General features: G+C 44.1%; 26 protein-coding genes and 1 tRNA gene. 1 reads left to right on the top strand and 26 read right to left on the bottom strand.

Features of this window, described 5'->3' with window-relative positions:
- Window positions 1–301: 301 nt before the first annotated feature.
- The 20 genes from K1I94_RS01035 to K1I94_RS00940 form a co-directional block, all read right to left on the bottom strand.
- Complete coding sequence (locus K1I94_RS01035; protein WP_223314146.1) at window positions 302–2,317, bottom strand: M13-type metalloendopeptidase; 2,016 nt, start codon at window positions 2,315–2,317, stop codon at window positions 302–304.
- A gap of 480 nt (window positions 2,318–2,797) precedes the next feature.
- Window positions 2,798–3,661, bottom strand: a complete 864-nt coding sequence (gene tehB / locus K1I94_RS01030; protein WP_049541418.1) for an SAM-dependent methyltransferase TehB — start codon at window positions 3,659–3,661, stop codon at window positions 2,798–2,800.
- Between the two features lie 249 nt (window positions 3,662–3,910).
- On the bottom strand, window positions 3,911–4,747 hold the full coding sequence (locus tag K1I94_RS01025; RefSeq protein WP_223314145.1) for an alpha/beta fold hydrolase: 837 nt from the start codon (window positions 4,745–4,747) through the stop codon (window positions 3,911–3,913).
- A gap of 14 nt (window positions 4,748–4,761) precedes the next feature.
- Window positions 4,762–5,763 (bottom strand): NADP-dependent oxidoreductase, encoded by a 1,002-nt coding sequence (locus K1I94_RS01020; RefSeq protein WP_223314144.1) that lies wholly within the window; start codon window positions 5,761–5,763, stop codon window positions 4,762–4,764.
- Between the two features lie 81 nt (window positions 5,764–5,844).
- The gene (locus K1I94_RS01015) at window positions 5,845–6,276 is read right to left on the bottom strand and encodes an Rrf2 family transcriptional regulator (RefSeq protein WP_223314143.1); all 432 of its coding nucleotides are present in this window, start codon (window positions 6,274–6,276) and stop codon (window positions 5,845–5,847) included.
- Window positions 6,277–6,451: 175 nt separating this feature from the next.
- Window positions 6,452–6,919, bottom strand: a complete 468-nt coding sequence (gene smpB, locus K1I94_RS01010) for an SsrA-binding protein SmpB (protein ID WP_002894882.1) — start codon at window positions 6,917–6,919, stop codon at window positions 6,452–6,454.
- Window positions 6,882–9,230, bottom strand: coding sequence for a ribonuclease R (rnr, locus tag K1I94_RS01005; RefSeq protein WP_223314142.1), 2,349 nt, complete (start codon window positions 9,228–9,230; stop codon window positions 6,882–6,884). The genes smpB and rnr overlap by 38 nt, the downstream gene beginning before the upstream one ends.
- Before the next feature lie 40 nt (window positions 9,231–9,270).
- Window positions 9,271–9,894 (bottom strand): hypothetical protein, encoded by a 624-nt coding sequence (locus tag K1I94_RS01000; RefSeq protein ID WP_223314141.1) that lies wholly within the window; start codon window positions 9,892–9,894, stop codon window positions 9,271–9,273.
- A gap of 163 nt (window positions 9,895–10,057) precedes the next feature.
- A complete protein-coding gene (secG, locus tag K1I94_RS00995; RefSeq protein ID WP_002894878.1) occupies window positions 10,058–10,291 on the bottom strand; it encodes a preprotein translocase subunit SecG in 234 nt (77 codons plus the stop codon).
- A 42-nt stretch (window positions 10,292–10,333) separates the two neighbouring features.
- Window positions 10,334–10,483: a 50S ribosomal protein L33 gene (gene rpmG / locus K1I94_RS00990; protein ID WP_072074309.1), complete on the bottom strand. Its 150-nt coding sequence runs from the start codon at window positions 10,481–10,483 to the stop codon at window positions 10,334–10,336.
- A complete protein-coding gene (locus tag K1I94_RS00985; RefSeq protein WP_317627928.1) occupies window positions 10,483–11,685 on the bottom strand; it encodes a multidrug efflux MFS transporter in 1,203 nt (400 codons plus the stop codon). The genes rpmG and K1I94_RS00985 overlap by 1 nt, the downstream gene beginning before the upstream one ends.
- A gap of 3 nt (window positions 11,686–11,688) precedes the next feature.
- On the bottom strand, window positions 11,689–12,285 hold the full coding sequence (gene coaE, locus K1I94_RS00980; protein ID WP_223314140.1) for a dephospho-CoA kinase: 597 nt from the start codon (window positions 12,283–12,285) through the stop codon (window positions 11,689–11,691).
- A 5-nt stretch (window positions 12,286–12,290) separates the two neighbouring features.
- Window positions 12,291–13,115 (bottom strand): DNA-formamidopyrimidine glycosylase, encoded by an 825-nt coding sequence (mutM, locus tag K1I94_RS00975; protein WP_223314139.1) that lies wholly within the window; start codon window positions 13,113–13,115, stop codon window positions 12,291–12,293.
- Window positions 13,116–13,142: 27 nt separating this feature from the next.
- Complete coding sequence (locus K1I94_RS00970) at window positions 13,143–13,613, bottom strand: NUDIX hydrolase (RefSeq protein WP_223314138.1); 471 nt, start codon at window positions 13,611–13,613, stop codon at window positions 13,143–13,145.
- Window position 13,614: 1 nt separating this feature from the next.
- Window positions 13,615–14,397 (bottom strand): alpha/beta fold hydrolase, encoded by a 783-nt coding sequence (locus K1I94_RS00965; RefSeq protein ID WP_223314137.1) that lies wholly within the window; start codon window positions 14,395–14,397, stop codon window positions 13,615–13,617.
- Window positions 14,398–14,423: 26 nt separating this feature from the next.
- Complete coding sequence (gene era, locus K1I94_RS00960) at window positions 14,424–15,323, bottom strand: GTPase Era (protein WP_002894867.1); 900 nt, start codon at window positions 15,321–15,323, stop codon at window positions 14,424–14,426.
- A gap of 66 nt (window positions 15,324–15,389) precedes the next feature.
- Window positions 15,390–15,788, bottom strand: a complete 399-nt coding sequence (locus tag K1I94_RS00955) for a diacylglycerol kinase family protein (RefSeq protein WP_124765166.1) — start codon at window positions 15,786–15,788, stop codon at window positions 15,390–15,392.
- Window positions 15,769–16,266 carry an rRNA maturation RNase YbeY gene (ybeY, locus tag K1I94_RS00950; RefSeq protein WP_002916974.1) on the bottom strand — a complete coding sequence of 166 codons (498 nt, stop codon included), beginning with the start codon at window positions 16,264–16,266 and terminating at the stop codon, window positions 15,769–15,771. The genes K1I94_RS00955 and ybeY overlap by 20 nt, the downstream gene beginning before the upstream one ends.
- 224 nt (window positions 16,267–16,490) lie before the next feature.
- Window positions 16,491–16,563 (bottom strand) — tRNA-Thr (locus tag K1I94_RS00945).
- A 48-nt stretch (window positions 16,564–16,611) separates the two neighbouring features.
- Window positions 16,612–17,181, bottom strand: coding sequence for a GNAT family N-acetyltransferase (locus K1I94_RS00940; protein ID WP_223314136.1), 570 nt, complete (start codon window positions 17,179–17,181; stop codon window positions 16,612–16,614).
- Window positions 17,182–17,311: 130 nt separating this feature from the next.
- Between K1I94_RS00940 and ald the strand changes: the two genes are divergently transcribed.
- The gene (ald, locus tag K1I94_RS00935) at window positions 17,312–18,424 is read left to right on the top strand and encodes an alanine dehydrogenase (RefSeq protein ID WP_223314135.1); all 1,113 of its coding nucleotides are present in this window, start codon (window positions 17,312–17,314) and stop codon (window positions 18,422–18,424) included.
- Between the two features lie 67 nt (window positions 18,425–18,491).
- Here ald and K1I94_RS00930 read toward each other — a convergent pair whose 3' ends face one another.
- From K1I94_RS00930 to K1I94_RS00905, 6 genes are all read right to left on the bottom strand, one after another.
- On the bottom strand, window positions 18,492–19,481 hold the full coding sequence (locus K1I94_RS00930; protein ID WP_223314134.1) for a PhoH family protein: 990 nt from the start codon (window positions 19,479–19,481) through the stop codon (window positions 18,492–18,494).
- 90 nt (window positions 19,482–19,571) lie between these two features.
- Window positions 19,572–19,787, bottom strand: a complete 216-nt coding sequence (locus tag K1I94_RS00925) for a YozE family protein (RefSeq protein WP_002906027.1) — start codon at window positions 19,785–19,787, stop codon at window positions 19,572–19,574.
- Between the two features lie 68 nt (window positions 19,788–19,855).
- Entirely contained in the window at window positions 19,856–20,710 is an 855-nt protein-coding gene (gene cvfB / locus K1I94_RS00920) for an RNA-binding virulence regulatory protein CvfB (protein ID WP_223314133.1), read from the bottom strand.
- 104 nt (window positions 20,711–20,814) lie between these two features.
- Window positions 20,815–21,372, bottom strand: coding sequence for a ribosome recycling factor (gene frr / locus K1I94_RS00915; protein ID WP_223314132.1), 558 nt, complete (start codon window positions 21,370–21,372; stop codon window positions 20,815–20,817).
- 19 nt (window positions 21,373–21,391) lie between these two features.
- Complete coding sequence (gene pyrH, locus K1I94_RS00910; protein ID WP_002894857.1) at window positions 21,392–22,117, bottom strand: UMP kinase; 726 nt, start codon at window positions 22,115–22,117, stop codon at window positions 21,392–21,394.
- 190 nt (window positions 22,118–22,307) lie between these two features.
- Complete coding sequence (locus tag K1I94_RS00905) at window positions 22,308–23,759, bottom strand: APC family permease (protein WP_223314131.1); 1,452 nt, start codon at window positions 23,757–23,759, stop codon at window positions 22,308–22,310.
- Between the last annotated feature and the right edge of the window lie 83 nt (window positions 23,760–23,842).

Raw genomic sequence — 23,842 nt, 5'->3', positions numbered from 1 at the left:
TTTTGTAAAAAATTACAAAATGAAATACTATATTCAGTATAGCCTTTTACTCCAAGTTTTGCAAGCGATTTCATTTTTTTGAAGTGTAAGATTTACTAGATAAATAATTCATTTCAAAATAGAAAAAAGCCAGATAAAATCTGACTTTAAAGACACGTGGCTGCGGAGGCACAACCCGCAGCCGCACAGGTGTCGCAGGAAAGAATGGATAAGAGAAAGAGAACGAACTTCTCTCCTATTACCAAACTGGTTGTGCTTCATAGCTTAGATTATTTTCTCATCTTTTCCTAGACAAGCAATTTTACCATACGCTGACCCGCTTATCTGGAGCCAGATACATGGCATCACCTTCTTTGATTTCTGGATAGGTTTCATAGAAGGCCTCTACATTTTTGAGTTGCTGGTTGACCCGCAGTTCGGACGGAGCATGGACATCTACCTTCAGGAGAAGTTGGTTAAATTGCAGACTGGCCTTGCTTCTCCAGATATTGGCATAGTTTTCAAAGTAATTCTTCAAGTCTGCATCTGGATATTTCTTTTTCACAACTTCGAGAGTAGCTGAAAGTCCTCCAGCATCGGCTACATTTTCTGTTACCGTAAGCTTGCCGTTGACCTTGCCACCGTAGATTTCAATACCATCCCACTGCTTGGTAACAGCTTCAATTTTCTTGTCAAAAGCTTTCTTATCTGCTTCTGTCCACCAATTGTTCAAATTTCCCTCTTCATCAAAGTTTGCACCGTTTGAATCGAAGGCGTGAGTAATCTCGTGACCGATAACCATACCAATACCGCCGTAGTTCTTTTCCATCTCTTGCTTAACATCAAAGAATGGATTCTGTAGGATTGCGGCTGGGAAGTTGATACTGTTATTTTCCTGTGAGTAGTAAGCGTTGATATCATAGGAAGGCATGACCCACTCGTCCTTGTCTACTGGCTCCGAGAAGTGCTCAACATCATATTGATTTTTTGCCTGACTCAAAGCAATTGCATTTTCAAAGAAGGATTTTTTATCATCCACTTTCAAGGACTTAGTCACTTCGCGAACTTTTTCAGGATAGCCGATATAGAGTTTCATGGTATCCAGCTTCTTGACTGCCTTCTGCTTGGTTTCTTCTGACAGCCATTCGTTTTTCAGCATACGTTCTCGATAGACTTCCTTGATATCCTTGACCATTTGGGTCACTTCTTGCTTGGCTTCCTCACCGAAATATTTGCGGCCATAGTAAAGACTAAAGACATCTGAAAAAGTTCCTGTTGTCAGATTGTATGCTGCATCTTCCTTTGAAGTTGCTTCCTTAGTACCTTGCAAGGATTTTTGGTACTCTGCAAAAATCAGCCGATAGTCATCGGTTAGAAAACTAGATGCTGATGCTGCCTGCTTCACAAGCATCCAAGATTTGAGCTTGGCAAAGTTCTTGTCGTTGACTACTTTGGCAAAATTTTCATAATACTTAGGGTTAGGTACATTGACATCACCAGCTTCCTGGCCTAGATAGTCATTGATAATATCGTGAAACTTAAAGGTATCCGAGTAGGCATTGATGTCTTCTGCCGTCTTAGGATGGTGAAGATTTTTAATTTCTGAAGTTTCTTCATTACTTTGGGCATACTTGGCCAATTCTCCATCAAATTCTAAGGCTTCTTTGACAATCTTTTCGCTGTCTTTTTCACTATAGCCCAGCTTTTGCAAGGCTTCTTTGAATGCTTTTTCCAGCGGATCCATCATCCTTTTCTTAGCACCTTCATCTTCATAGTAGCTCTTATCCGGTAGCATAAGACTTGGACTGGACAGATTCACTTGTTTCTGATTGGTATTTTCTAGGTTAGAACTAATTTCAAAAGTAAACGGCAGAGCCAAACCGCGTTTTTCCCAGTCAACAGCCTTGCTAGCTAGGTCCTTTAGATCGGACAAGTCTTCAATTTCCTTGAGATAGGACTTGAGAGGGGCTAGGCCATCCTTTTCCCGCTGCTTGAAGTCCGTCGCTTGCTGATAGTATTTGATAAACTCAGGCATGCCTTCAATCGTTGACTCTTCTTTACCAGAGACTAGATTTTTGACATCCGCCTTCATCTTATCCTTGACCTGCTCGTTCAACTCATAAAACACACCGTTAGACGGCTGGTCGCTAGGGATTTCTGCCTTTTCCAGCCATTTTTTATTGATGGCTTGATAGTAATTGGTCCTCACTGTGGCATTCTTATCGACCGGTGTCTCCTGAGGGACAAAGGTCTTATAAGCCCAATAGCCACCGGCAGCCAAGATTAAGCCGGTCACAGTCAACGTAGAAGTTAGAATGATTTTCGTTCTTTTCTTCATGAGTTCCTCCTTTTATATTAAGTAAAATATAATTGACTTTTTTATTTTACTCATTTACTTTAACATATTCTTTTTTCCTCGTCAACAGAAAACTGAAGGTCTGGAAAAATTTGCCGCAAGAGGAGAGAATAAGGTCTTTCAGTCTGCTTTTAAAAGTGATCTGCTCTAGACTCACACTTAAAGAAAAACTAAAGTTTTCTACCAGCTGTCCTGTTGCTTCCAGCTCTTTTCTCTCCTCCTTGCACTTTCTAGTATAGCGACCAAACTTCAGATATTTCTAAAGAAATTCTAAAATATTTCTAAAGTTTTTTACTAAAATAAAAAAAGACTGAGACAAAAATGCCTCAGTCTAGCTTTATTATGTTCGAAAAATATTGAGGCTGAGACATTTTAAATTGTCTCCCAGACCTTTTAAACCAGAACCTCAAAATAAGTGAGCCAAGCTAAATTTTCAAAAATTTAGTTCTTTCCTACTGTCTCCTACTGAACCTTTTTAGCCAGCATCGTCGCAAATCGCAGCTGAATTCGATTGCCGTTTTCATCACGGCGATGGAGGTGACCAGGATTTTCATTGTACTTAACCAGCTCCCAGTCCTTGTAATACTCGGCAAGCTCGCCTTCCTTAAAAGTAAAAGGAAAGGGAACAGAGCAGGGGAAGTCTTCTGTATCCATAGCACAGACGATGAGATTGTAGCCACCAAGCGCTGTATGCTCTTGCATATTTCGGATAATATGCGGAATCCGCTCCGCCTGCAGAAACATCAGGACAACGGTGGAAACGATCAAATCATAAGTTTGAGTCAGACTAGCTGAGTTGATGTCGTAGGTACCCACTGGCAGATCTAAATCCTCCTGCTCCACAATGCTCTGTAAGATCTCCAGTGCCAGCTCATTCTGATCTACAGCCGTCACTTCAAAGCCCTGCTTGGCTAGAAAGAGAGCATTGCGACCTTGACCACAACCTAGATCTAAAGCCCGCCCTGGCCGGACTGTCTGCATAGCTTCCAAAACCTCTGAGTGCACTGGATTGCTGCCGTATTTCTTAGGGAAGTAATCCTCAGGCCGACAGTAAAACTCCAAATACCACTCCAAATCATCTGTCAGAGCTTCGACCCGATGCCAAGCTTGGGGTTGGGCAAAAGGATTGTCCTGACCAGCTTCAAAGATGTGCTCAGCCAGCTCCTCACCTTCCTCTGACATCTCGACAAACTTAAGACGTCCCTTGAGAACAGTGATTTTGCCCCAAGTTCCCTCTTTGGTATTGTGCTTTCTCTTTACCGCCTCTGGCATGGTCTCAGCCGTCCACAGCGGCATACGTTTATAGGCTAACAATTCTTCTGTCATAAAAAATCCTTTCTCTGAAAGCCAAGCTCCGAATAATTTAACTGTCTTTATCATACTCGAAAAGCACAGACTTGACAAGTGGCAAATTGGTCAGAACTTTTCTGTTTAGTAAATTTGACAATAAACAATTTAAGATAACTACTGTAGATGAGAATCACTAATATAAAACTAAAAAAGACCGGTCGCCCAGTCTTTCATATTGTATTAAAGTTACTATGTCCCTTTTTTAACCCTACCATTTTGACTATTTTATGCTGCCAAAAACCTCAACAATTCCTTTGAGAATTCATCCGCATATTGGAAAATAGAACCATGTCCAGCATTTGGATAGATAAGAAGTTTGCTGCCTTCTACCTTTTCATGCATAGCATAAGAATTTTCTGTTGGGACTTGCATATCCTTATCACCATTCACAATTAAGGTTGGTTGAGTGATATATTTCAGATCGTCTTGGGGAGCTTGGCCCCAAGCCTTGATTGCCTTGAGCTGCGTTAAGAAACCAGAAATTTTCATGTCTTTGTCCTTAAATTGCTCAGTCCGCGCGCCTATACGATCTAAAACCTTCAAAGCTTCTACTTTACCTTGCTCATCATGATTGTAAAAAATATAGCGTTTTGGGTCAATACGCTCAAGGGCAGCCTTAAACATATATTTGAATGTTTTTCCGGTAACCTTATCCATTTCAAATCCACCTCGAGGACCAGTTCCTGCCAAAATAAGACAATTAACCAAATCAGAATCCATACGAACTATTTCTTGAGCAATCATACCGCCCATAGATAGTCCTAAAAGGTTGATACGATTGTAACCTAAATCACTTATAATGGCGATGGTTTGCTCTGCCATGCCAGGGATAGTCGTTGCAACTTTTCCCTGACTTGCCCCAACACCTGGTAGGTCTAAGACAAGGACATGATGCTCTTTCGCAATCAAATCTAAAAGTTTTGGATCCCAATTGTCCAAGGTAGCAGCCAAGTGAACTAACATAACAAGTGGAAAGTCAGACTTACCCTTGCTAAGTTCACGATAGGCAATTTGATTGCCAGCAACAGTAATGTATTGATTTTTTGTTGTAATGTAAGACATAAACTTCTTTCTAATTATTCAAAGCTGAGAACTGTTTTCCCACGTGAACGTCCATTCGCAACCTTGTCGAGAGCAGCATTCACCTCATCAAACGTGTAAACTGTATCAATAGATGGTTTGATTTCAAGTTTACTGAAAATATCTGCTACTTCTTGTAATTGAGCACCGTTACTTTCAACAAAAATAAAATGATAATGAACACCATACTTCTCAGCCATCTTATCAAACTTACGACCAGCAAGTCCTAGCAAGATTTGTTTCCATTTTGGCAAGTTCATGCGTTTAGCAAAAGCATCATTTGGCATCGCTCGAAGAGAAACCAAGTGTCCGCCTTTTTTCATGATAGACATTTGCTTCTCTGTTTCAGCACCACCAAGTGTATCCAAAACATAGTCCACATCGCTGACAGTTTTTGTATAATCCTCCGTCTTGTAATCAATAAAGCGATCTGCCCCCAATTTCAAGACACGCTCAGCGTTAACGGCAGCACCATTCGTGATGACCTTCAAGCCTTTTGCTTTAGCAATAGGAATCGCCATGCCACCTACACCACCTGTACCTCCAGAGATGAAGATTGTTTTACCAGCTTGAGCTCCCATAAGCTCTAGGGCTTGCATAATAGTCAAAGCCGTCAAAGGCACCGCAGCCGCTTCTATGTCTGTCAAATATTCTGGGACTTTTGCCAAGGCTTCACTATCTACGCCAACATATTCCGCAAAAGCTCCGATATGATCAAGTGGGAGGCGAGCAAAAACACGGTCGCCAAGCTTGAAGTTGCTGACACGGCTTCCAAGTTCTTCAATAACTCCAACAACTTCATTTCCAGCTGTTTGCGGCAATTTGTAAGGGACAATCATCTTAACTTCTCCTCGGGAAATCATATTGTCCAAAGGATTGACTCCCGCTGCAGTGACCTTAACCAAAACTTGATTATCTGAAATGATAGGCTTTGCTATTTCTGTTATCGTAAGGTTGATGTTCTTTTTGTCGTATTTTGTATGTAGTGCTGCTTTCATTATAATCTCTTTTCTATCTTTTATCTTCTTTGCATCAAGTGCAAGACTGTATTTTTGTTTTTAAAACTAAGATTTTACAAGTCAGTTTCGAACTTGATTAGCTGTTTTATATAAATTATTGATGACATCATCTAATGTTTGATGGCGCAATGCCTTTTCTAGTTGAGCTTCTGCACTAGCAAAAATCGGCGATACTGCCTCTTGAATATTTTGTCCGACTGGACATTCTTGATTAGCGTTCTGATGCATTTGAAACAAACTAATGTGATTAACTTCTTGGGTAGCATAATAAATCTCAAGTAAACTCATCTTCTTAGGAGTTTTGCCGAGTTGGTAGCCCGATTTACCTTGATGAGAAATAATTAAACCTGCATTTTTCAACAAGGTAATGACTTTTCGGATATAGCTAGAATTAGTTCCTACACTCGTCGCTAAGTTTTGCGAACTCAAAGTCTCCCTACTCTCACTAATCATTGTCAAGATATGCAAAGCCACTGAGAATTTTGTATCCATAGAAACTCCCTTTTGATAAACTTGTATCTGATACAAGAACAAGTATATCATCTGGATGGTTACTTATCAACTATTATGCTCACTTCTTTTTTTAAAATTAGAAAAGTCATCGAAGACAATCGAATAACTGGAAAACTTGCTCCCTAAAATAAAAAAAGACCAGTCGCCCAGTCTTTCATCTTGTATTAAAGTTCTTCATTTGTCTTGCGATGTCGCGGTTTTGCTCGCGGCGTTTGATGGACTCGCGCTTGTCGTAGTCGTGCTTCCCTTTGGCTAAGCCCAGGAGCAGCTTGGCATAGCCGTCCTTGAGATAGACCTTGAGCGGCACCAGCGTCATGCCGGTTCCCTTGGTCTCCTGCTCCAGCTTTTGGATCTGCTTCTTATGCAGCAGCAGCTTTCTGCGACGCTCAGGCTCTTGGTTCCAGATATTGCCCTCTTCATAAGGCGCGATATGGACATTGCTAAGCCAGGCCTCACCGTTCTTGATCTGGGCAAAGCCGTCTTTGAGATTGATGCGGGCGGCACGGACACTCTTAATCTCCGTCCCTGTCAGCACCATGCCAGCCTCGATGGTGTCTACGATGGTGTAGTCGTGTCTGGCCTTTTTATTTTGCGCGACGACCTTTCCTTCTCCCTTTGCCATGCTTGGCTCCTTTCTTGACTAGTTCCTTGTAAAATGCCTTCTGGCTCTTGCCTTTCTTGGACTTCTTATCTTTCTTATCTCTGTAGCCTTTTTCTTTGGAAGAATGGCTGCGCTTGTCATCTTCACGGCGTCTCTTTCTGCCTGACTTGCCTCTGCCACTCTTGCTAGTCTTTTCTACCAGGTCAAATTCACTAGGCAAGTATTCAAAGTCAATCTCGCCTGTAGCCTTATCCGCTCGGACCAGCTTGATACGAATCTGCTGACCGACCTTGAAGACCACGCCGGACTTTTCTCCTTGCAGGGTCATCGTCCGCTCATTGTAGCTGTAAAACTCTGGCAAGTTTGTGACATGGATTAAGCCTTCGACCGTATTAGGCAGTTCGACAAAGAGTCCAAACTTAACCACGCTTGAGACCACGCCGTCAAATTCTTCTCCAACAAAGTCTTCCATGAACTCAGCCTTCTTCATAGCTTCAACTTCACGCTCGGCCTCGATAGCCCGACGCTCTCGGCTGGAGGACTGACTGGCAATCTCTGGAATCACTTGCTCAAAATGCTCTGCTATTTCTTTAGATTTGCCATAATCCTGTACCATCCGATGAACCAGAAGGTCCGGATAGCGGCGAATCGGACTGGTGAAATGCGTATAAAACTCCGCTGCCAGACCATAGTGCCCGTGATTGTGCTCAGAGTAGCGAGCCTGCTGCATGGAGCGCAAAAGCATCATGGACAGGACTTCCTCATAAGGCTGGTCTTTGACCGCCTCCATAATATCCTGCAGAGCCTGCTGACTCATAGAGCTAGCCGTCCCGTATATCCGAATCCCAAAGCTAGAGGCGTAGTCGATAAACTTCTGCACCTTCTCCGCCTTAGGCTCCTCGTGGATCCGATAGATGAAGGGCAGATTTAGCTTAGCAAAATGCTCAGCCACCGTCTCATTCGCCACCAGCATAAAGGACTCAATCATGCGCTCAGCAATTCCCCGCTGACGCAGGACAATATCCACCGGCCGACCTTCTTTGTTGACCATGATTTTGGCTTCATTGGTGTCAAAGTTGAGCGCACCGCGTTTAAAGCGCATGCTTTCCAGAATCTCATGCAGCTGGACCATGCTGTCAATACTGGGCACAATGGCCTTGAACTGCTCAGCTTTTTCCTGATTTCCAGCAATGATGTCGTTGACATCACTGTAAGTCATGCGAAAGGTTGTCTTGATAACAGTCTGAGTGATGGTATGCTTGACCGCGCGCCCCTTGGCATCTATCTCCATGATAGCCGACTGGGTCAGCCGATCCACATTTGGATTGAGGGAGCAGATACCGTTGGACAAGCGCTCTGGCAGCATAGGCACCACGCGGTCAGTCACATAGACAGAGGTTGCTCGATTGAGGGCTTCCTTGTCCAGCTCAGAGCCTTCTTTGACATAGTAGGACACATCTGCGATATGGACACCAAGTTCAAAGTTGCCATTTTTTAGGCGCTTGATATGGACCGCATCGTCCAAGTCCTTGGCATCCGCTCCATCGATAGTAAAGGTAATCTCTTCACGCAGATCCAAACGTCCTGCCAAATCACTCTCAGTCGGTGCATCCGGAACTTGTTCGGCTTCTTCCAAGACCTTTTCTGGAAACTCAGAGACAATATCCATCGACTCCAGCACTTCCAGTACATCAATGCCTGGATCGTTGACATGACCGACCACATCGACCAGACTAGCCACGAAGAAATCGTGCTTCTTGGTCGGATATTTGTCAATAGCGACCTTGAGCACTTCTGTGCCATCCAAAACCATGGCTGGCTTTTTGACATAAATAGGCTGGCTTATTTTCTGATTTTTCGAGCGGATATAACCCGCATACTTGGGCTTTTCCTCATCCAGAACCAGCTGACCAACCGCTGAGGTCAGGCTGTGCTCCAGAATATCGATAATCTTAGCCTCAGCTGATGTTCCCTTGATCCGGTCTGCCACCTTAGTGATGACTACTTCCACCGTATCGCCATCAATGGCATGGTTGACATCATTACGGCCGACAAAGAGGTCATCCTCTTCCTCATTCAGAGTGACAAAGCCAAAACCATTCTTGTGGGCATGAAAAACACCCTTGAGAGTCAGACGCTCCTGCTTTTTCTTCTCATAAAGCTCAATCCGCCCCTCGTTATCAAAGCGAATCTGATGCTTTCTTTCCATCTGGGAAATGGTCTTGACCAAGCTACTAAAATCCTTGGAAGACTCTTTCCCCAAAGCAGCCGCCAGCTCATCTACGCTGATTGACTCCTTATCATTTAAAATTTCTAATATATCTGTTTTCATTGTTTCTTTCTTATCTGTTTAATTAATAGCATTCCACTAATCAATCACCTTTTTTCTGTACTGCATTAAGCCATTCTCGAAATTCCCATCGTAATGGACTGATGCCAGATAGCTTCTCTCTAATAGCCTCTTGATAACACAAATACCAGTCATAATCATCCAAGCGACTCCATGCTTGCTTGGGCCTTGGAATACCAAGAAGATTTTCTACACTGTCAAATATATAATTATCTATCGGAATATGTAAATACTCAAATACCCCATCAAATGATTGTACTTCCAGTATATATAAATACTTTATTGTCATATTGATCCATTTTTGTGCTTGTCCATAAGAAAACTCAATTCCATAACTTTGATAAATCATTTTTATTTCATCACTAAGTTTCCGATGCCAACTATCAAAAACACTTTGACTCCTGATATGACTCGAATCTAGCCAATCTATTTCTTCTTTTAATACCTTATTGACTTTCTCTCTCATCTCCCATCTATCAGACTGAGGTAAATCATAAAATCTAATTGTTCTCATCATATCGTGATAGGCACTTCTACTTGCAGCCTCCAAAGGATTAGACGTATTCCCAAAATAAGCAAATTTCAAAAAAAGGAGAATATCTTGATCAACGTTACTCTTTATTATTTTATCAAAACTTTTAGACACTCTTTACTCCCTTACTTACTGTTCTTTTACACTTATATTCTGAAGCCAATAGCTGTTCAAAATGAACTTAATAAAAAACTAAGTTATCCTGATATTTGGCTCTCCTAATGCATTAATTTCTGGAGTTCCAAAAAAATAGGCCAAGACGAAGTCAGAGCCCATTTTATTTACTAGATAATACTGCTAATACCAATGCAATCAGTAGCCAGAAGAAAATCATGATTCCCGTCATACGCTGCATCACAGCTTCAAAACCGCGTGCCTTAGGACGTTCAAACAAGTCGTTGGCACTGGCATCAAAGACGTTGCTGGACTGATTTTTAGTTGGCTGCATGAAAATTGCAATGACAATAATAGCTGATAAAATGACTAAAATGGTTAATAATAGGTTGTACATAAATAAAAACTCCTTAAAATCCTATCTATTTTATCATAAAATCTACTTGGATTCAAGATGTAAAGTAACTTTTCTTTCCTTAGGACAATACTTTAAGACCTCAATTTTTTCCGGATGCGTTTTAGTATTTTTGCTGGTCAGATAGTTCTGACTGCCGCAGCTGGAACATTTTAAATTTATTTTAACGCGCACTAGATATCCTTCTTTTTAAATAAATTTCGAAAACTAAAGAGATTGGCCAGCATACTGACAGCAACTAGCCCTGCTGTTGCATAAAAGACTGAATGATAGCCATAGGCTGCCGCAATGACCGATCCAGACATAGGGCCGATCACTCCACCCAGATAAAAGAAAATCTGATTATAGCTGAAAATCCTAGAGATTCCAAATTTGGGTGTTATCTTACTTAGCAAAGCATTGACACCTGGTATCAGCGCCCCTGTTCCTAGACCAAATAAAAAGCGATAAAAGCCTAGCTGCATAGGGGAGCCAGCATTGGCACAGAGCAGATAAATCAGGATTGAATAGAACTGAGCCAGCACCAGAAGCCGGTGATTGCCGATACGGTCTCCTAACCGCCCTAAAATACTGGAGCTCATCATGCTGGAAAGTCCCATGCTAGAAACGATGAGACCCGAAACAAAGATCAGATTGTCCTTTTGCCCCAGCTCTCTGACATAGAGGGAAAGGATAGGGCTGATAGATTGAGCTGCAAACTGGATAACAAAGCTGGTCAGAAAGAGATTCATCAGCATCTTAGGATACCTGAGTTGGCGCAGCAATTCCCTAAAGCCTACCTCTTCTTGTCGGGTCACTTGCACAAAATCCTCCCGAATCAAATAAAAGGTCATTAAGGCTGATGCTAGAAAAAAGGCGCCAATCAGAAGAAAGACATTGCGAATACCGAACATCTCCGCAATCAGACCGCCAATAAATGGCCCCATAAGATTACCCGCAACGACACCGGTCGAGAGAGTTCCCAGAGCATAACCCGTTTTTTCCTTGGGAGCCTGACTGGCAATCAGAGCTGTGCTGTTGGGAACATAACCAGCGAAAACACCGTTTAGAAAGCGTAGGAGCAAGAGCCAGAAAATGTTGGGCACAAAAGCAATACCGCCCATAGTGAAAACCATGGCAATAGCCGCACGTATCATCATAGGCTTACGGCCATATCGGTCGGCCAGACTTCCCCAGACAGGAGAGAGCAAGGCCGCTGAGATTGCAGAGAGTGAAATCCCTAGCCCAGCGTAATACTCCACCTCATGACCTCTGGCACCCAGCTGCTCCACGAAAAGGGGCATAAAAGGCGTCACCAGAGAAATGCTGGCACCTGTCAGGAAGTTCCCAAACCAAGCGACTTTCAGGTTATGTTTCCAATTTACTTGTGTCGTGATAAATCAACTTCTTTCTAATTTCTGCAAAGCATCGCGAATCTGCCGTAGAGTTTCCTCAAGCGGGCCATTATTATCAATAAGCACGTCTGCTCTATTTCGTTTTTCTTGAAGAGATAGCTGAGCAGCTATGCGTTTTTCAGCCTCTTCCTGACTAAGAGCATTTCGAGTCATAAGGCGACTGAGCTGAGTTTTCTCCGTCACATCCACCAGCCAGATCTGGTCAAACCAGTCTTCATATTGTAACTCAAACAGCAAGGGAAGATCCATAAAAAAGATGTCTTCCGTCTCTGCCAGCAAATCTCGCCTGCCAGCCAGTTCCTCGCGGATAATCTGATTTTGTATTTGACTGGATTGCGCCAAGAGTTCGGGATTCCCAAAAATCATAGCTCCCAGCTTAGGCCGGTCCAAGCGCCCATCTTCCTGTAAAATAGCTGGGCCAAAAGTAGATAAAAGAGCTTGATAAAGCCGTCCCCCCGGCTCTTGCAGCTCATGCACTACCTGATCCGCATCGATGACCTGATAACCCTGCTGCCTCAAAAACTCTGTCACTGTTGACTTACCCGAGGCAATACCACCAGTAATACCGATAATTCTTACCATGATAGCTACCTCGCTTTCTGGCAATGAGGACAGAGATGTGTACCGCGTCCGCCCAGCTTAATTTTCTCAATCGGGCTGCCGCATCTAGCGCAGGGTTGACCAGTCTTTCCATAGACCTGCAGAAAATCCTGCATCGTGCCATCTTCACCCAAAGCATTGCGGTAGGTCCGAATGGTCGAGCCTCTCTTTTCAATCCCAAGCTGCAAAACTTCTATAATCTGCTCACGCAGCCGCTTCACTTCAGTAGGCTTTAGACTAGCTGCTGGCCTTGCCGGATGAATCCGCGCCCGCCAAAGGGCCTCATCTACATAGATATTGCCCAGACCAACGACCAAGGTCTGCTCTAGCAAATAGGGTTTGATAGGCTTCTTGGAACGACCCAAAGCTGCTGCAAAAGGCGCCAAAAGAAAGTCCGCCGCTGTCGGCTCAGGACCAAGCTTTCTGGCAGCAAAATAAGCCTCCAGCTGGTCCTTTCTCAAGAGCTCCATGGTCCCAAACTTGCGAACGTCCTCATAAACAAGCGTTCCACCATCCGTCATCTCGAAAAAGACATGGGCATGCTTGCGCTCAGGCACCGCATCAGGATAAAAAAGATACTTGCCTTCCATTCGCAGATGGGAAACCAGCACTCCACCCGTCAGGTAAAAGAGCAAATACTTGCCCCGACGGCCAATCTTTTCAATGGTCTGGCCTGGCAAGTCGTGGATAAAACTATCCACTCCCGTGCCAATCATCTTAGCATAGCGAACCCGCACCTGCCCAATCGTCTTGCCAACAACCAGACGCTCCAAACCGCGCCGAACCGTCTCCACTTCAGGTAATTCAGGCATAAAGCTCCTTTCTTATTATTCTTAATATCAAAGCCCCATTGCAAAGCTGTCCGAAAAATACTCATCCAGCATCAGGCGGTGTTTATCTGATACATTTTCCAGCTCTGCTATTTCTTCTTTAGAAAAAAAGCCTAACCGTAGTGTTTCCTCATTGTGAAAATTGGAAATATCAACATTCTCCAGTGCCTTCAATTCATACAGAAAGACAACCGTCTGCACTTTGTCACCATTAGGATAAGATTCATCAAAATTAGTATAAACATTCAGCAAGCGCTTGGCTTCAACAGCAATGCCTGTCTCTTCGTGAAATTCGCGCACGGCTGCTTGCAAAGAAGTCTCCCCGAGCTCCATAGCTCCACCAGGAATCGCCCATGTTTTCTTATCACCTCGCAACTGCAGAAGCACACGACCTTCCTCGTCTGCCAGAAGCCCACCGGCAAAATTCAAGATAACCTTATCATGCCCCACCTTGGAGCGAATATAGGAAATATAGTCCATATCAAAATCCTTTCAATTTCTCTGGGAAGGCAGCGTTTTGAAAGAAATAGCGCAGCAGCTGAATATGCGTATCCACATCACTAAAAAGCCAAGTATGCCCTTTGTCGGGATAATAGGCGCATTCAGACCTAACATTTTTCTGTGCCAACCTGCGGTGGCAGTCATGAATGGTTTCGGCTTCTTTTCCACCTGAGACAAAGAAAGCAGGATTATCAAACTGCAAGTCAAGTCTCAACAGATTTGCCTGTGACATCGCATGGCGAAATGAGCGCTGTTCAGCTCTTTGGAAATCTGCAACAAAGCGCTGAACGTCTTGGACAGGTGCTCCGTCCTCTTGCATCATCTTTGTCAGGAAATTAGCTACAAATTTAGTATTTTTCAAGAAAGACATCAGATAGACAATGGCAATGATCTTGCGATAGCCCTTAATTGGCTGAGGACTTGCCCCATCCACAATGACTTTATCTATAAGACTGGAATGTTTTTTCAACAACTTAAGTATGAGGGAACCGCCTAATGAAAGCCCGACCAAGTGCGGCTTGCCATGTGCTTTGCTGTTAATGACAGCCACAATCATTTCCACGACATCATCAAAGTTTGTCCACTCAATATCACGACTGGCTCCGTGACCAGGTAAATCCACAAGAATGCAATGAAAATCTTGCTCAAGCGCAGCAACATGGTGTCGCCACATCTGACTGCTAGAGCCTGAAGCATGCAAAAAGATAATGCTTTTTGGATTTTGCTGTCCTCTTTCGTCAATGAATAATGATGGCATTTCCATCACCTCACTTACTAGCTTAGAAAACCTCAATACTCCTTCTTATTATAGCCAAAGTCTGCTAGGTCCAGCTTCTTATCCCGCCAATTTTTCTTGACCTTGACCCAGGTTTCTAGGAAGACCTTGTCCCCCAGCATGAGCTCAATATCACGCCGAGCCATAGATCCGATTTTCTTCAGCATGGATCCGCCTTTACCGATGATAATGCCTTTTTGGCTGTCGCGCTCCACCATGATAGTTGCTCGGATATGGACCTTGTCCGTCTCCTCGTCTCGCTTCATGCTGTCAACAACCACCGCGACTGAGTGGGGAATTTCCTCCCGTGTCAGCATCAACACCTTCTCCCGAATCATCTCTGACACCAGAAAGCGCTCCGGATGGTCGGTAATCTGGTCTTCTGGGAAATACTGGAAGCCTTCCTCCAGATTCTCACTGAGAATATCAATAAGATGGGACACATTATTGCCCTGCAGGGCTGAAATCGGCACGATTTCTTTGAAGTCCATCTGCTGACGGAAATCATCAATTTGCGCTAAAAGCTGATCCGGATGAACTTTATCAATCTTATTGACCACCAAAATAACTGGCACTTTAGCCGCTTTCAGGCGCTCGATAATCATATCATCACCCTTGCCACGCGGCTCATCTGCTGGCACCATGAAGAGGACGGTATCCACCTCACGCAGGGTGCTGTAAGCTGCTTCCACCATAAAATCGCCTAGAGCCGTCTTAGGCTTATGGATTCCCGGCGTGTCGATAAAGACAATCTGCTCCTTATCCGTCGTGTAAATTCCCATAATTTTATTGCGAGTAGTCTGAGCCTTATCGCTCATGATGGCAATCTTTTGCCCCATAACATGATTCAAAAAGGTTGATTTCCCAACATTAGGACGTCCTAAAATAGCTACAAAACCTGATTTAAAAGTCATTCTTTCACCTCTATTATTTCCATTAAAACAGCAGAAAATCGGCAGTCTCCCCCGATTTTCAAATCTTTAAAAAATCCAATCCCAAATCTTGGGAACAAAAATAATCAGTCCTGTCACAACAGCAAAGCCAGACACGACCAGAACAGCTCCCGCTGCCATATCCTTGGCATTCTTTGCCCGCATAGAAAAGTGGTAATCACTGGCCAGATCCACGACATTTTCAATGGCAGAATTGACAATCTCAAAGGCAATGACCAGAAAAATACTCAAAAAGAGAAAGAGCCATTCTATCGCGGACAAGTCAAAAACCAGTCCCGCAACTATCACTGCCAAAGCCGAAAGTACATGCTTGCGCAGATTGCGCTCCTCTTTAAAGGCTGTAAAAATACCGGTTAAAGCAAATTCCAGACTCGAGACCACATCTCGGTTTTTCCATTTGCGTTTGTTATTTCCTTGTGAGTCCATAAGCAGTTAAAATTTCTTCCTGTAAACCAAACATTTCTGCTTCTTCTTCCGGCGTATAGTGATCATAGCCGTTGATATGCAGAAAACCATGCACTGCCAAAAAGCCCATCTCCCGCTCAAAGCTGTGGCCGTATTCTTCAGCCTGCTCACGCGCCTTGTCTACTGAAATGAACAGCTCACCGATATAGGCGTCAAAATCTTCCAGCATCTCAGCTAGCTCAGGGTGGTCCAGCAAATCCTCTTCGTCAACAGCAATGTCCAGCTCAGGCTTGTACTCCAAGCTAATCACATCCGTTGGCCGATCCGTATCTCTATATTCCAAGTTGAGTTCATGACTGCGCGCATTGCTGACAAAAGTCACAGCCATTTCCTTATTTTCCTTGCCCGTTTTCTGGGCCGCAAACTCCAAAATTTCCTGGGTCTGTTTAAGAATCTCTTCCGAAACCTGACCCGTTTCATCTACCATTTCGATATACATATCTTACCCGCTTTGCTAGTATTACCTTATTATATCATATTTTGACTCACTTTAGGGAGCCGAGGGCAGGGTTTTGGAAAATAGCAGAGCAGATTTGTCAACCACTCACAGCAAAGACAAAAGCAGCTATTTTTATTATGTTCCTTCCCGAAACTTTGCCTTTCACTATTTGCTATAACTGACAAAAAGAAAAGGCTGGGAAAACCCAACCTTGTATTACAAGATGCTAATTGCCGGGATCGAACCGGCGACCTCATCCTTACCATGGATGCGCTCTGCCAACTGAGCTAAATCAGCGTACCTATCTAATATATCATGTAGATAGGTGCTTGTCAATATCCTTTCTCATTTTTTTGCAAAATAATCTTCGCTAGTCAGATAGTAATGGACCCGCGTCACAATGCGGCCTTGCTCATGCTTGTCTAGTGACGCATAAGGCTCTTCGTGAGAATATTTCATACCCGACTTGACCATAACCCGGCCAGATGCTGGATTATCCACATCATGCAGCGCTACAAGTTTATTCATTCCGATTTGCTCAAAAGCCAGCTTGATGACTGCGCGATTGGCCTCTGTCGTATAACCCTGATTCCAGTATTTTTTATTGATTACATAGCCGATAGCCGCTGTTTTCAAGTCCAGCCTGATCTTATGCAGGTCAATAGTCCCGATGAATTTGCCGCTCTCCTTCACTTCTATTCCCCAGCGCCCCAGAGGATTAGCCAGATAAAAGAGAGCGATATTATTGCGTGTTTCTTCCAGGCTTTTATTTGTCTCAAAGGTATAGCGAGTATTTTCCTCATCCGAAGCATACTCAAACATCGCCGGGGCATCTTCCAAGGTCACCGGGCGCAGAATCAACCGCTCAGTTTCCAGTCTGGTATGACGAGCCAGTTTGACATAGATATTTTCCATCAGGACCTCCTATTTTTTCTTAACAGAATAGCACAATTCACTAATGAAAGCAAACCACTCCGATTTTTTCTTGATTTTTGAAGCGTTTTCATATACAATAAAAACATCTTAAAAAAGGAGCATATTTTTTATGTTAATCGGTATTCCAAAAGAAATCAAAAATAATGAAAATCGTGTCGCTCTGACACCAGCTGGTGTTCATAGCCTCGTTGGTAAAGGCCATGAAGTTCTGATTGAGACAAATGCGGGGCTGGGATCTGGTTTTACAGATGCAGACTACCAAAAACAAGGTGCAAAAATCGTCCCTACTGCTGCAGAAGCTTGGGCAGCTGAGCTAGTGGTCAAGGTCAAAGAACCTCTGGCAGCTGAATATGGATTCCTCCGCGATGACCTCTTACTCTTTACCTACCTGCACATGGCTGCCGCTCCTGAGCTAGCAGATGCTATGACTAGTGCTAAGACAACTGGTCTGGCCTACGAAACTGTCCGCGATCAAGATGGACAACTGCCACTCTTGGTACCTATGAGTGAGGTCGCTGGACGGATGGCAGTCCAAATCGGAGCCCACTTCCTGACTAAGCGTGAAGGCGGATCTGGCGTACTTCTCGGTGGCGTACCGGGTGTTCCGAAAGGGAAAGTCACCATTATCGGTGGCGGTGTCGTAGGTACTCATGCCGCTCGTATCGCTCTAGGACTGGGTGCTCAAGTGACTATTCTGGATATCAGCGCTAAGCGTCTGTCTGTCCTAGAAGATGTCTTTGGCCATCAAATCCAGACCCTCATGTCTAATCCTTTCAATATCGAAGCTAGCGTTCGAGAGGCAGATGTCGTGATCGGTGCCGTCCTCATCCCTGGTGCGAAGGCTCCAAAACTGGTGACAGACGATATGGTTAAGCAAATGCGTCCAGGCTCAGTCATTGTTGACGTAGCCGTTGACCAAGGCGGTGTTATTGAAACAGCCGACCGTGTAACGACTCACACCGAGCCTGTTTACGAAAAACATGGTGTCCTCCACTATGCAGTTGCTAATATCCCAGGTGCCGTAGCCCGTACTTCTACTATCGCCTTGACCAATGTCACCCTTCCTTATATTGAAGCCTTGGCAGGAAAAGGCTTCAAACAAGCCATTACAGATGACCAAGGACTGCGCCAAGGTGTAACGACTTTCCAAGGTCATATCACCAGCCTGCCAGTTGCAGAAGGCCTTAACAAAGACTACACATCTATTGATGAACTCGTTTAGTTGATCATTTCGACTTTAAAATCAATCTCACAAAAAAGAGCAGAAATAAATCTGCTCTTTTCGTATGCTATTCTGTTTCTTCTATATCTGATTCACTAGCTTTAACAGGAGTTGGTTCATAAGCTCGGATAATCTCCGCCACCACTGGATGACGAACGACATCCTTAGCTGAGAAATGCACAAAATCGATCTGGGAGATGTTCTTCAATTTCTCCTGAGCATCAATGAGTCCTGATTTAACATTGCGAGGCAGGTCAATCTGGCTGATGTCTCCATTGACAATCATCTTGGACTGGAATCCCAGCCGCGTCAGAAACATCTTCATCTGCATAATGGTGGTATTCTGTGCCTCGTCCAGAATCACAAAAGCATCATCCAGCGTCCGCCCCCGCATATAAGCTAAAGGTGCAATTTCAATGATTTCTCGCTCCATAAGGCGCGTTGTCTGGTCCTTGCCCAAAATCTGATACAAGGCATCATAGACCGGACGCAGATAAGGATCCACCTTTTCCTTGAGGTCACCAGGCAAAAAGCCCAAACTCTCACCAGCTTCTACCGCTGGCCGTGTCAGAATGATTCGTTTGACCTGTCCACGCTTGAGAGCTGTCACAGCCAAGGTCACCGCCAGAAAAGTCTTCCCTGTTCCAGCTGGCCCGATACCAAAGACGATATCATGATTTTTAACACTGTCCACATAGATTTTCTGACCAAGTGTCTTGACCCGAATTGGCTTGCCATAACTGTCCTTGATAATCTCTTCTTCGTAGAGTGCTATAAACTTATCAATTTCATCATTTTTAACCATAGTAATGGCTGTCACAACATCGGGAGTACCGATGGTCATGCCACGATTGACCAAGACCAACAGAGCCTGAATGACCTGTCGAGTCTCTTCACAGGCAGCCTTCGTACCTAAAATCTGCACAATCTCGGTTCGGGCATGAATAGTTACCTTCAATTCCTGCTCCATCAGGCGCAGATGGCGTTCATTAGAACCAAAAAGATGAAAGGCATCATCTGGATGGCCCAGTTTCAATTCTACTGAATGTTCCTGCAAACAAAGAACCTCTCTATTTTATTTTTTTGAATGAATTATCTTTATTATATCAAAGCAAGCAGAAAATGACTATCCCTAGCCACTATCCACTTAATGGGCCTGATACTCTTCCCAAATAGCATCAAACTCACCCAAGTTAAAGGAAAAATTTGCGTGCTCCTCCAGAAAACGACTGACCTCGTCAAAATCATCCGTATGCTTGGGAAAGGCAGTATCCTGAAAAGCCAAATCCGCCAAAATAGCCTTGGACTCCTTGCTCTTAGGATTGCGTTCTGTCATCAGCCAGCTGTAAAAAGATTTTCTCATAGGTTCCTTTCATTTCTTTAAGACAGTATCCTTCCAAGCATCAGCTCTAGATACGTGATTCTTTATCCTCACACCAACTCTGTTCCAGTCGAATCCTGCTTGATTTTACCAGCTTTCATCAGCCCACCTAGAGCTTTTTTAAACTGGCCTTTGGAAATGCCAAAGGTAGCCTTGATGTCGTCTGGTGAAGATTTATCGTTCAAGGTCATAAAGCCGCCATTACTCTCCAGATAGGTAAGAATCATCTGGGCATCGTTTTCCAACATTTCAAATGAACGAGGCTTGAGGGAGAGGTTAAGGGTGCGGTCTACTTCACGGAAGCCAATTACCCGTGCGTCCAAGACTTGCCCTAGACGTGGCTCTGCATAACGCTCACTCGGATGAATGAAGCCCAGCATATTATTCTCCGGCAGGTAGACAAAGGTACCAGAAAGCTTGAGCCGATAAACGATGGCTGGCCAATTTTGATTTTGCATGTTATTGTAGGCAGGACGAGCCAGACGCTGGAAATCCTCTTGATAAGCCAGTTGACCCCAGATGCGGTCTTTTTTGTCCACATCCAGACGGATATAAAGGCGGTCGCCCTTCTTAGGCCAGAGTTCCTTGATCTCTGGCAAGATGTCTAGTGACACGACGATTTGCTTATCCGGCAGACCCGTATCGACAAAGACGCCTAGATCCTTGCGGACCTCCGTTACTGTTCCCCAGCCAAACTGGTCTTGGGTCGCTGTAACTTCGAGAGTTGTCAAACGAAGCTTCTGCTTCATATCGCTATAGGCAAAGCCTTTGACAGACTGACCTAGCTCATGCGAACCTTCTTCCTTAGAAAGAGCGTAAACCTGACCATCCTTTTGAACAAAGTAAAAGCGATCATTTTCATCCGTGATGATACCCACGATGAAGCTGGCAAGATTTGTATTCATATAGACCTATTTTCTACCTTGCTTCTTCAAACCAGGCAAGGATTTTTGATGTTAAAACAACTCAGTCAGCCAAAGCCAACTGAGTTTTGATTCTGATAAAAATGTTAAACTTCTAAAAGTTCTTTTTCTTTATTGGCTGTCATCTCATCGATATGTTTGATAGCATCGTCCGTTACTTTTTGAATATCCTTTTCCAAGGTCTTCAATTCGTCTTCAGTGATTTCTTTAGCTTTTTCCTGCTTCTTAGCTTCGTCCATAGCATCGCGGCGGATGTTACGGATAGCAACTTTAGCATTTTCACCGACCTTTTTCACTTCTTTAGCCAAGTCACGGCGAGTTTCCTCTGTCAGAGCTGGAATGACCAGACGAATCACAGAGCCATCGCTGGCTGGCGTAATCCCGAGGTCAGAAGCATTAAGCGCACGCTCAATGTCCTTGATAGAAGACTTGTCAAAAGGTGTCACCAAAAGAACACGCGCTTCCGGAATCGTAATCGAAGCGATTTGATTGAGCGGAGTTTCTACTCCATAGTACTCCACATGGATGCGGTCCAAAAGGCTGGCATTGGCGCGGCCTGCACGGATGCTGCCAAATTCACGAGCCAAACTTTGGTGCGAGTGGGTCATTCTTTCTTTTGCTTTTTCTACAATTGCATTTGCCATGAGTTTCTAATCTCCGTTCTTATAAATTATTTGATACTGTTGTTCCGATTTGCTCACCGATAACAACGCGTTTGATATTGCCCGGCTCATTCATGTTAAAGACAACCAAGTCAATGTCATTGTCCATAGACAGAGTCGAAGCCGTTGAGTCCATAATCCGCAGTCCCTTACTGATGACATCCCGGTGGGTCAGCTCATCAAACTTAACAGCGGTTTTGTCTTTCTTAGGATCGGCATTGTAAACACCGTCCACGCCATTTTTAGCCATGAGAATCGCATCTGCTTCAATCTCAGCTGAGCGCAAGGCAGCGGTTGTATCGGTTGAAAAATAAGGAGAACCAATACCTGCACCGAAAATGACGATACGGCCTTTTTCCAGATGACGAAGGGCCCTACCTCGGATGTAAGGCTCAGCTACCTGCTGCATAGCAATCGCTGTCTGCACGCGCGTATCTACACCGACTTGCTGCAGCGAATCCGCCATTACCAGCGCATTCATGACAGTGCCCAACATACCAGTATAGTCGGCCTGCACGCGGTCCATGCCCGCTTCCGCTGCCGGCTCACCCCGCCAAAGGTTTCCACCTCCGATAACCAGAGCAATCTGAACTCCCAAATCGTGAACTTCTTTGATTTCTTCCGCCATCTTCTGAACAGTTTGAATATCAATACCAACGCCTTTTTCACCGGCAAGAGCTTCACCTGACAACTTAATCAAAATACGCTTATACTTAGGTTCTACCATTTTTTTACTCCTTATTTTATCTGTACTATTTTACCACATTTTGTGATTTTTATATAGTTAAATCACTGAAATTTTTCTTTTTTCCTTTTAGTAAAATAGCAGAGCAGGCAAGCTCATTTCACAGAAAAACCAGCCCCATCATCAGATAGGACTGGGAATGAATATTTCAATCATCTTTTACAAGGTCTACTCACTGCTTGACCGACTGTTTCTTTTCCCGCTTAGCTAAGAGCGGCAGGACGACACCCAGACTGATCAAGACGATTGGCGTCAGGATATTTGTCAAGAGAGAGAATTGCCAGCCAGCTGGATCTTTGGCAAAGTCTACTTTCGGAACCATCCCTAAAATGCAGGCAAAGGCTGTAAAGAGGAAGCACCAAGCTCCGATAGCAAAGCCAACTTTGGGATTTTTGGTAAACTTGTATTCGGCATCCTTGTACTTCTTCCAGGCCTTGTTCAACATCATGTAGGCCAGGAATACCCAGAGATAACGCATGGGCATAACGATAGAGTTGAGGTTGGTCATCCATTTGACCAGGCCGTCAATTTCTTTGATTCCAAAGATAGGCAGAATAATTAGTAAGCTAACTAAAATCCCTGTCAGGATGTAACCGTTAATGAGGACTCCTTTTGATGTTCTCTTGCGCAGCCAACTTGGGACAAACTCTTCATCAGCATTATTGAGCATGATTTGCAGAGGCGCGTCAATAGAGAAAGCCAGTGCAGCAATCTGTCCAACCATGTTGGTCAGGGCATAGATGACTACTAGTACATTGCCTACACCCCAGTAGTTGCCCAGCATTTGAAAAGCTTGGTAAGCACCGTTTCGCATCAGATCCTCAGGAATATTGCTGCCATCAAAAAGCATGCCCATAGCAATAGAGCCTAGGATAGCAGATGCACCAACCATGACAGCCATGACAATCATCCCCTTTGGAAATTCCTTGGCTGGATTGCGTGTTTGGTTAACGTAAGGCGAGATTTTCTCAGCCCCGCCGACCGCAAAGACCAAGAGGGAGATGGTCGTGAAATAAGAGAAGTCAAAGTTGGGAATGTAAGTGCTAAGCTTATCCATATTAGCCGTCGCAAACTGCATATCAGGTTTGATAAAAGGAGCCCCGACCGCTAAGAGGACGAAGAGGAAAGACATAATCAGCATAGCACTTCCTGCCAAGCCCCCAATCACCTTAAGCGTTGACAGTCCCTTGGTTGACAAGTATAGAAAGGCACCAAAAATCAGTAAGCTAAGAATAACAATCCAATGAATATCAAGACTGCTCAAAAAGTCGCCATTTCCCTGAAGAGCCCAGCCCAGCGGAATCAAAACTCCCTGCGGCTTCTGAGCCAGATAGGGAATATGCACCACCCAGTAAGTCCAGGCCGCAAAATACGCCAGCCGCTTGGTAGAGGTCTTTTCCACCCAGTCGCTGACACCGCCTCCGCTCTCCTTAAAAGTCGAGCCTAGCTGCCCCACGATGAGGGCATAGGGAATAAAGTAAATAGCAAGGATAAGAATCCAAGAAACAATTACCGAAATACCCTGCTGGGAGTAGTTATTAACTACATTTCCAAGACCCCAGACCATATTAAAAGCAATCAGAGATACCATCAGCCAGGTTAGCTGGTTCTGATCTTTTTTCATGACACCGTCTCCTTTTATTATAAAATAAATTGATTCGATATTATTATAACATGTTTCTATGAGTTTGTAATCGCTATCATCAT

This window comes from Streptococcus sanguinis (assembly GCF_019929145.1).
Lineage (GTDB): Bacteria > Bacillota > Bacilli > Lactobacillales > Streptococcaceae > Streptococcus > Streptococcus sanguinis_U.
This window is presented reverse-complemented; position numbering and strand designations above follow the sequence as displayed.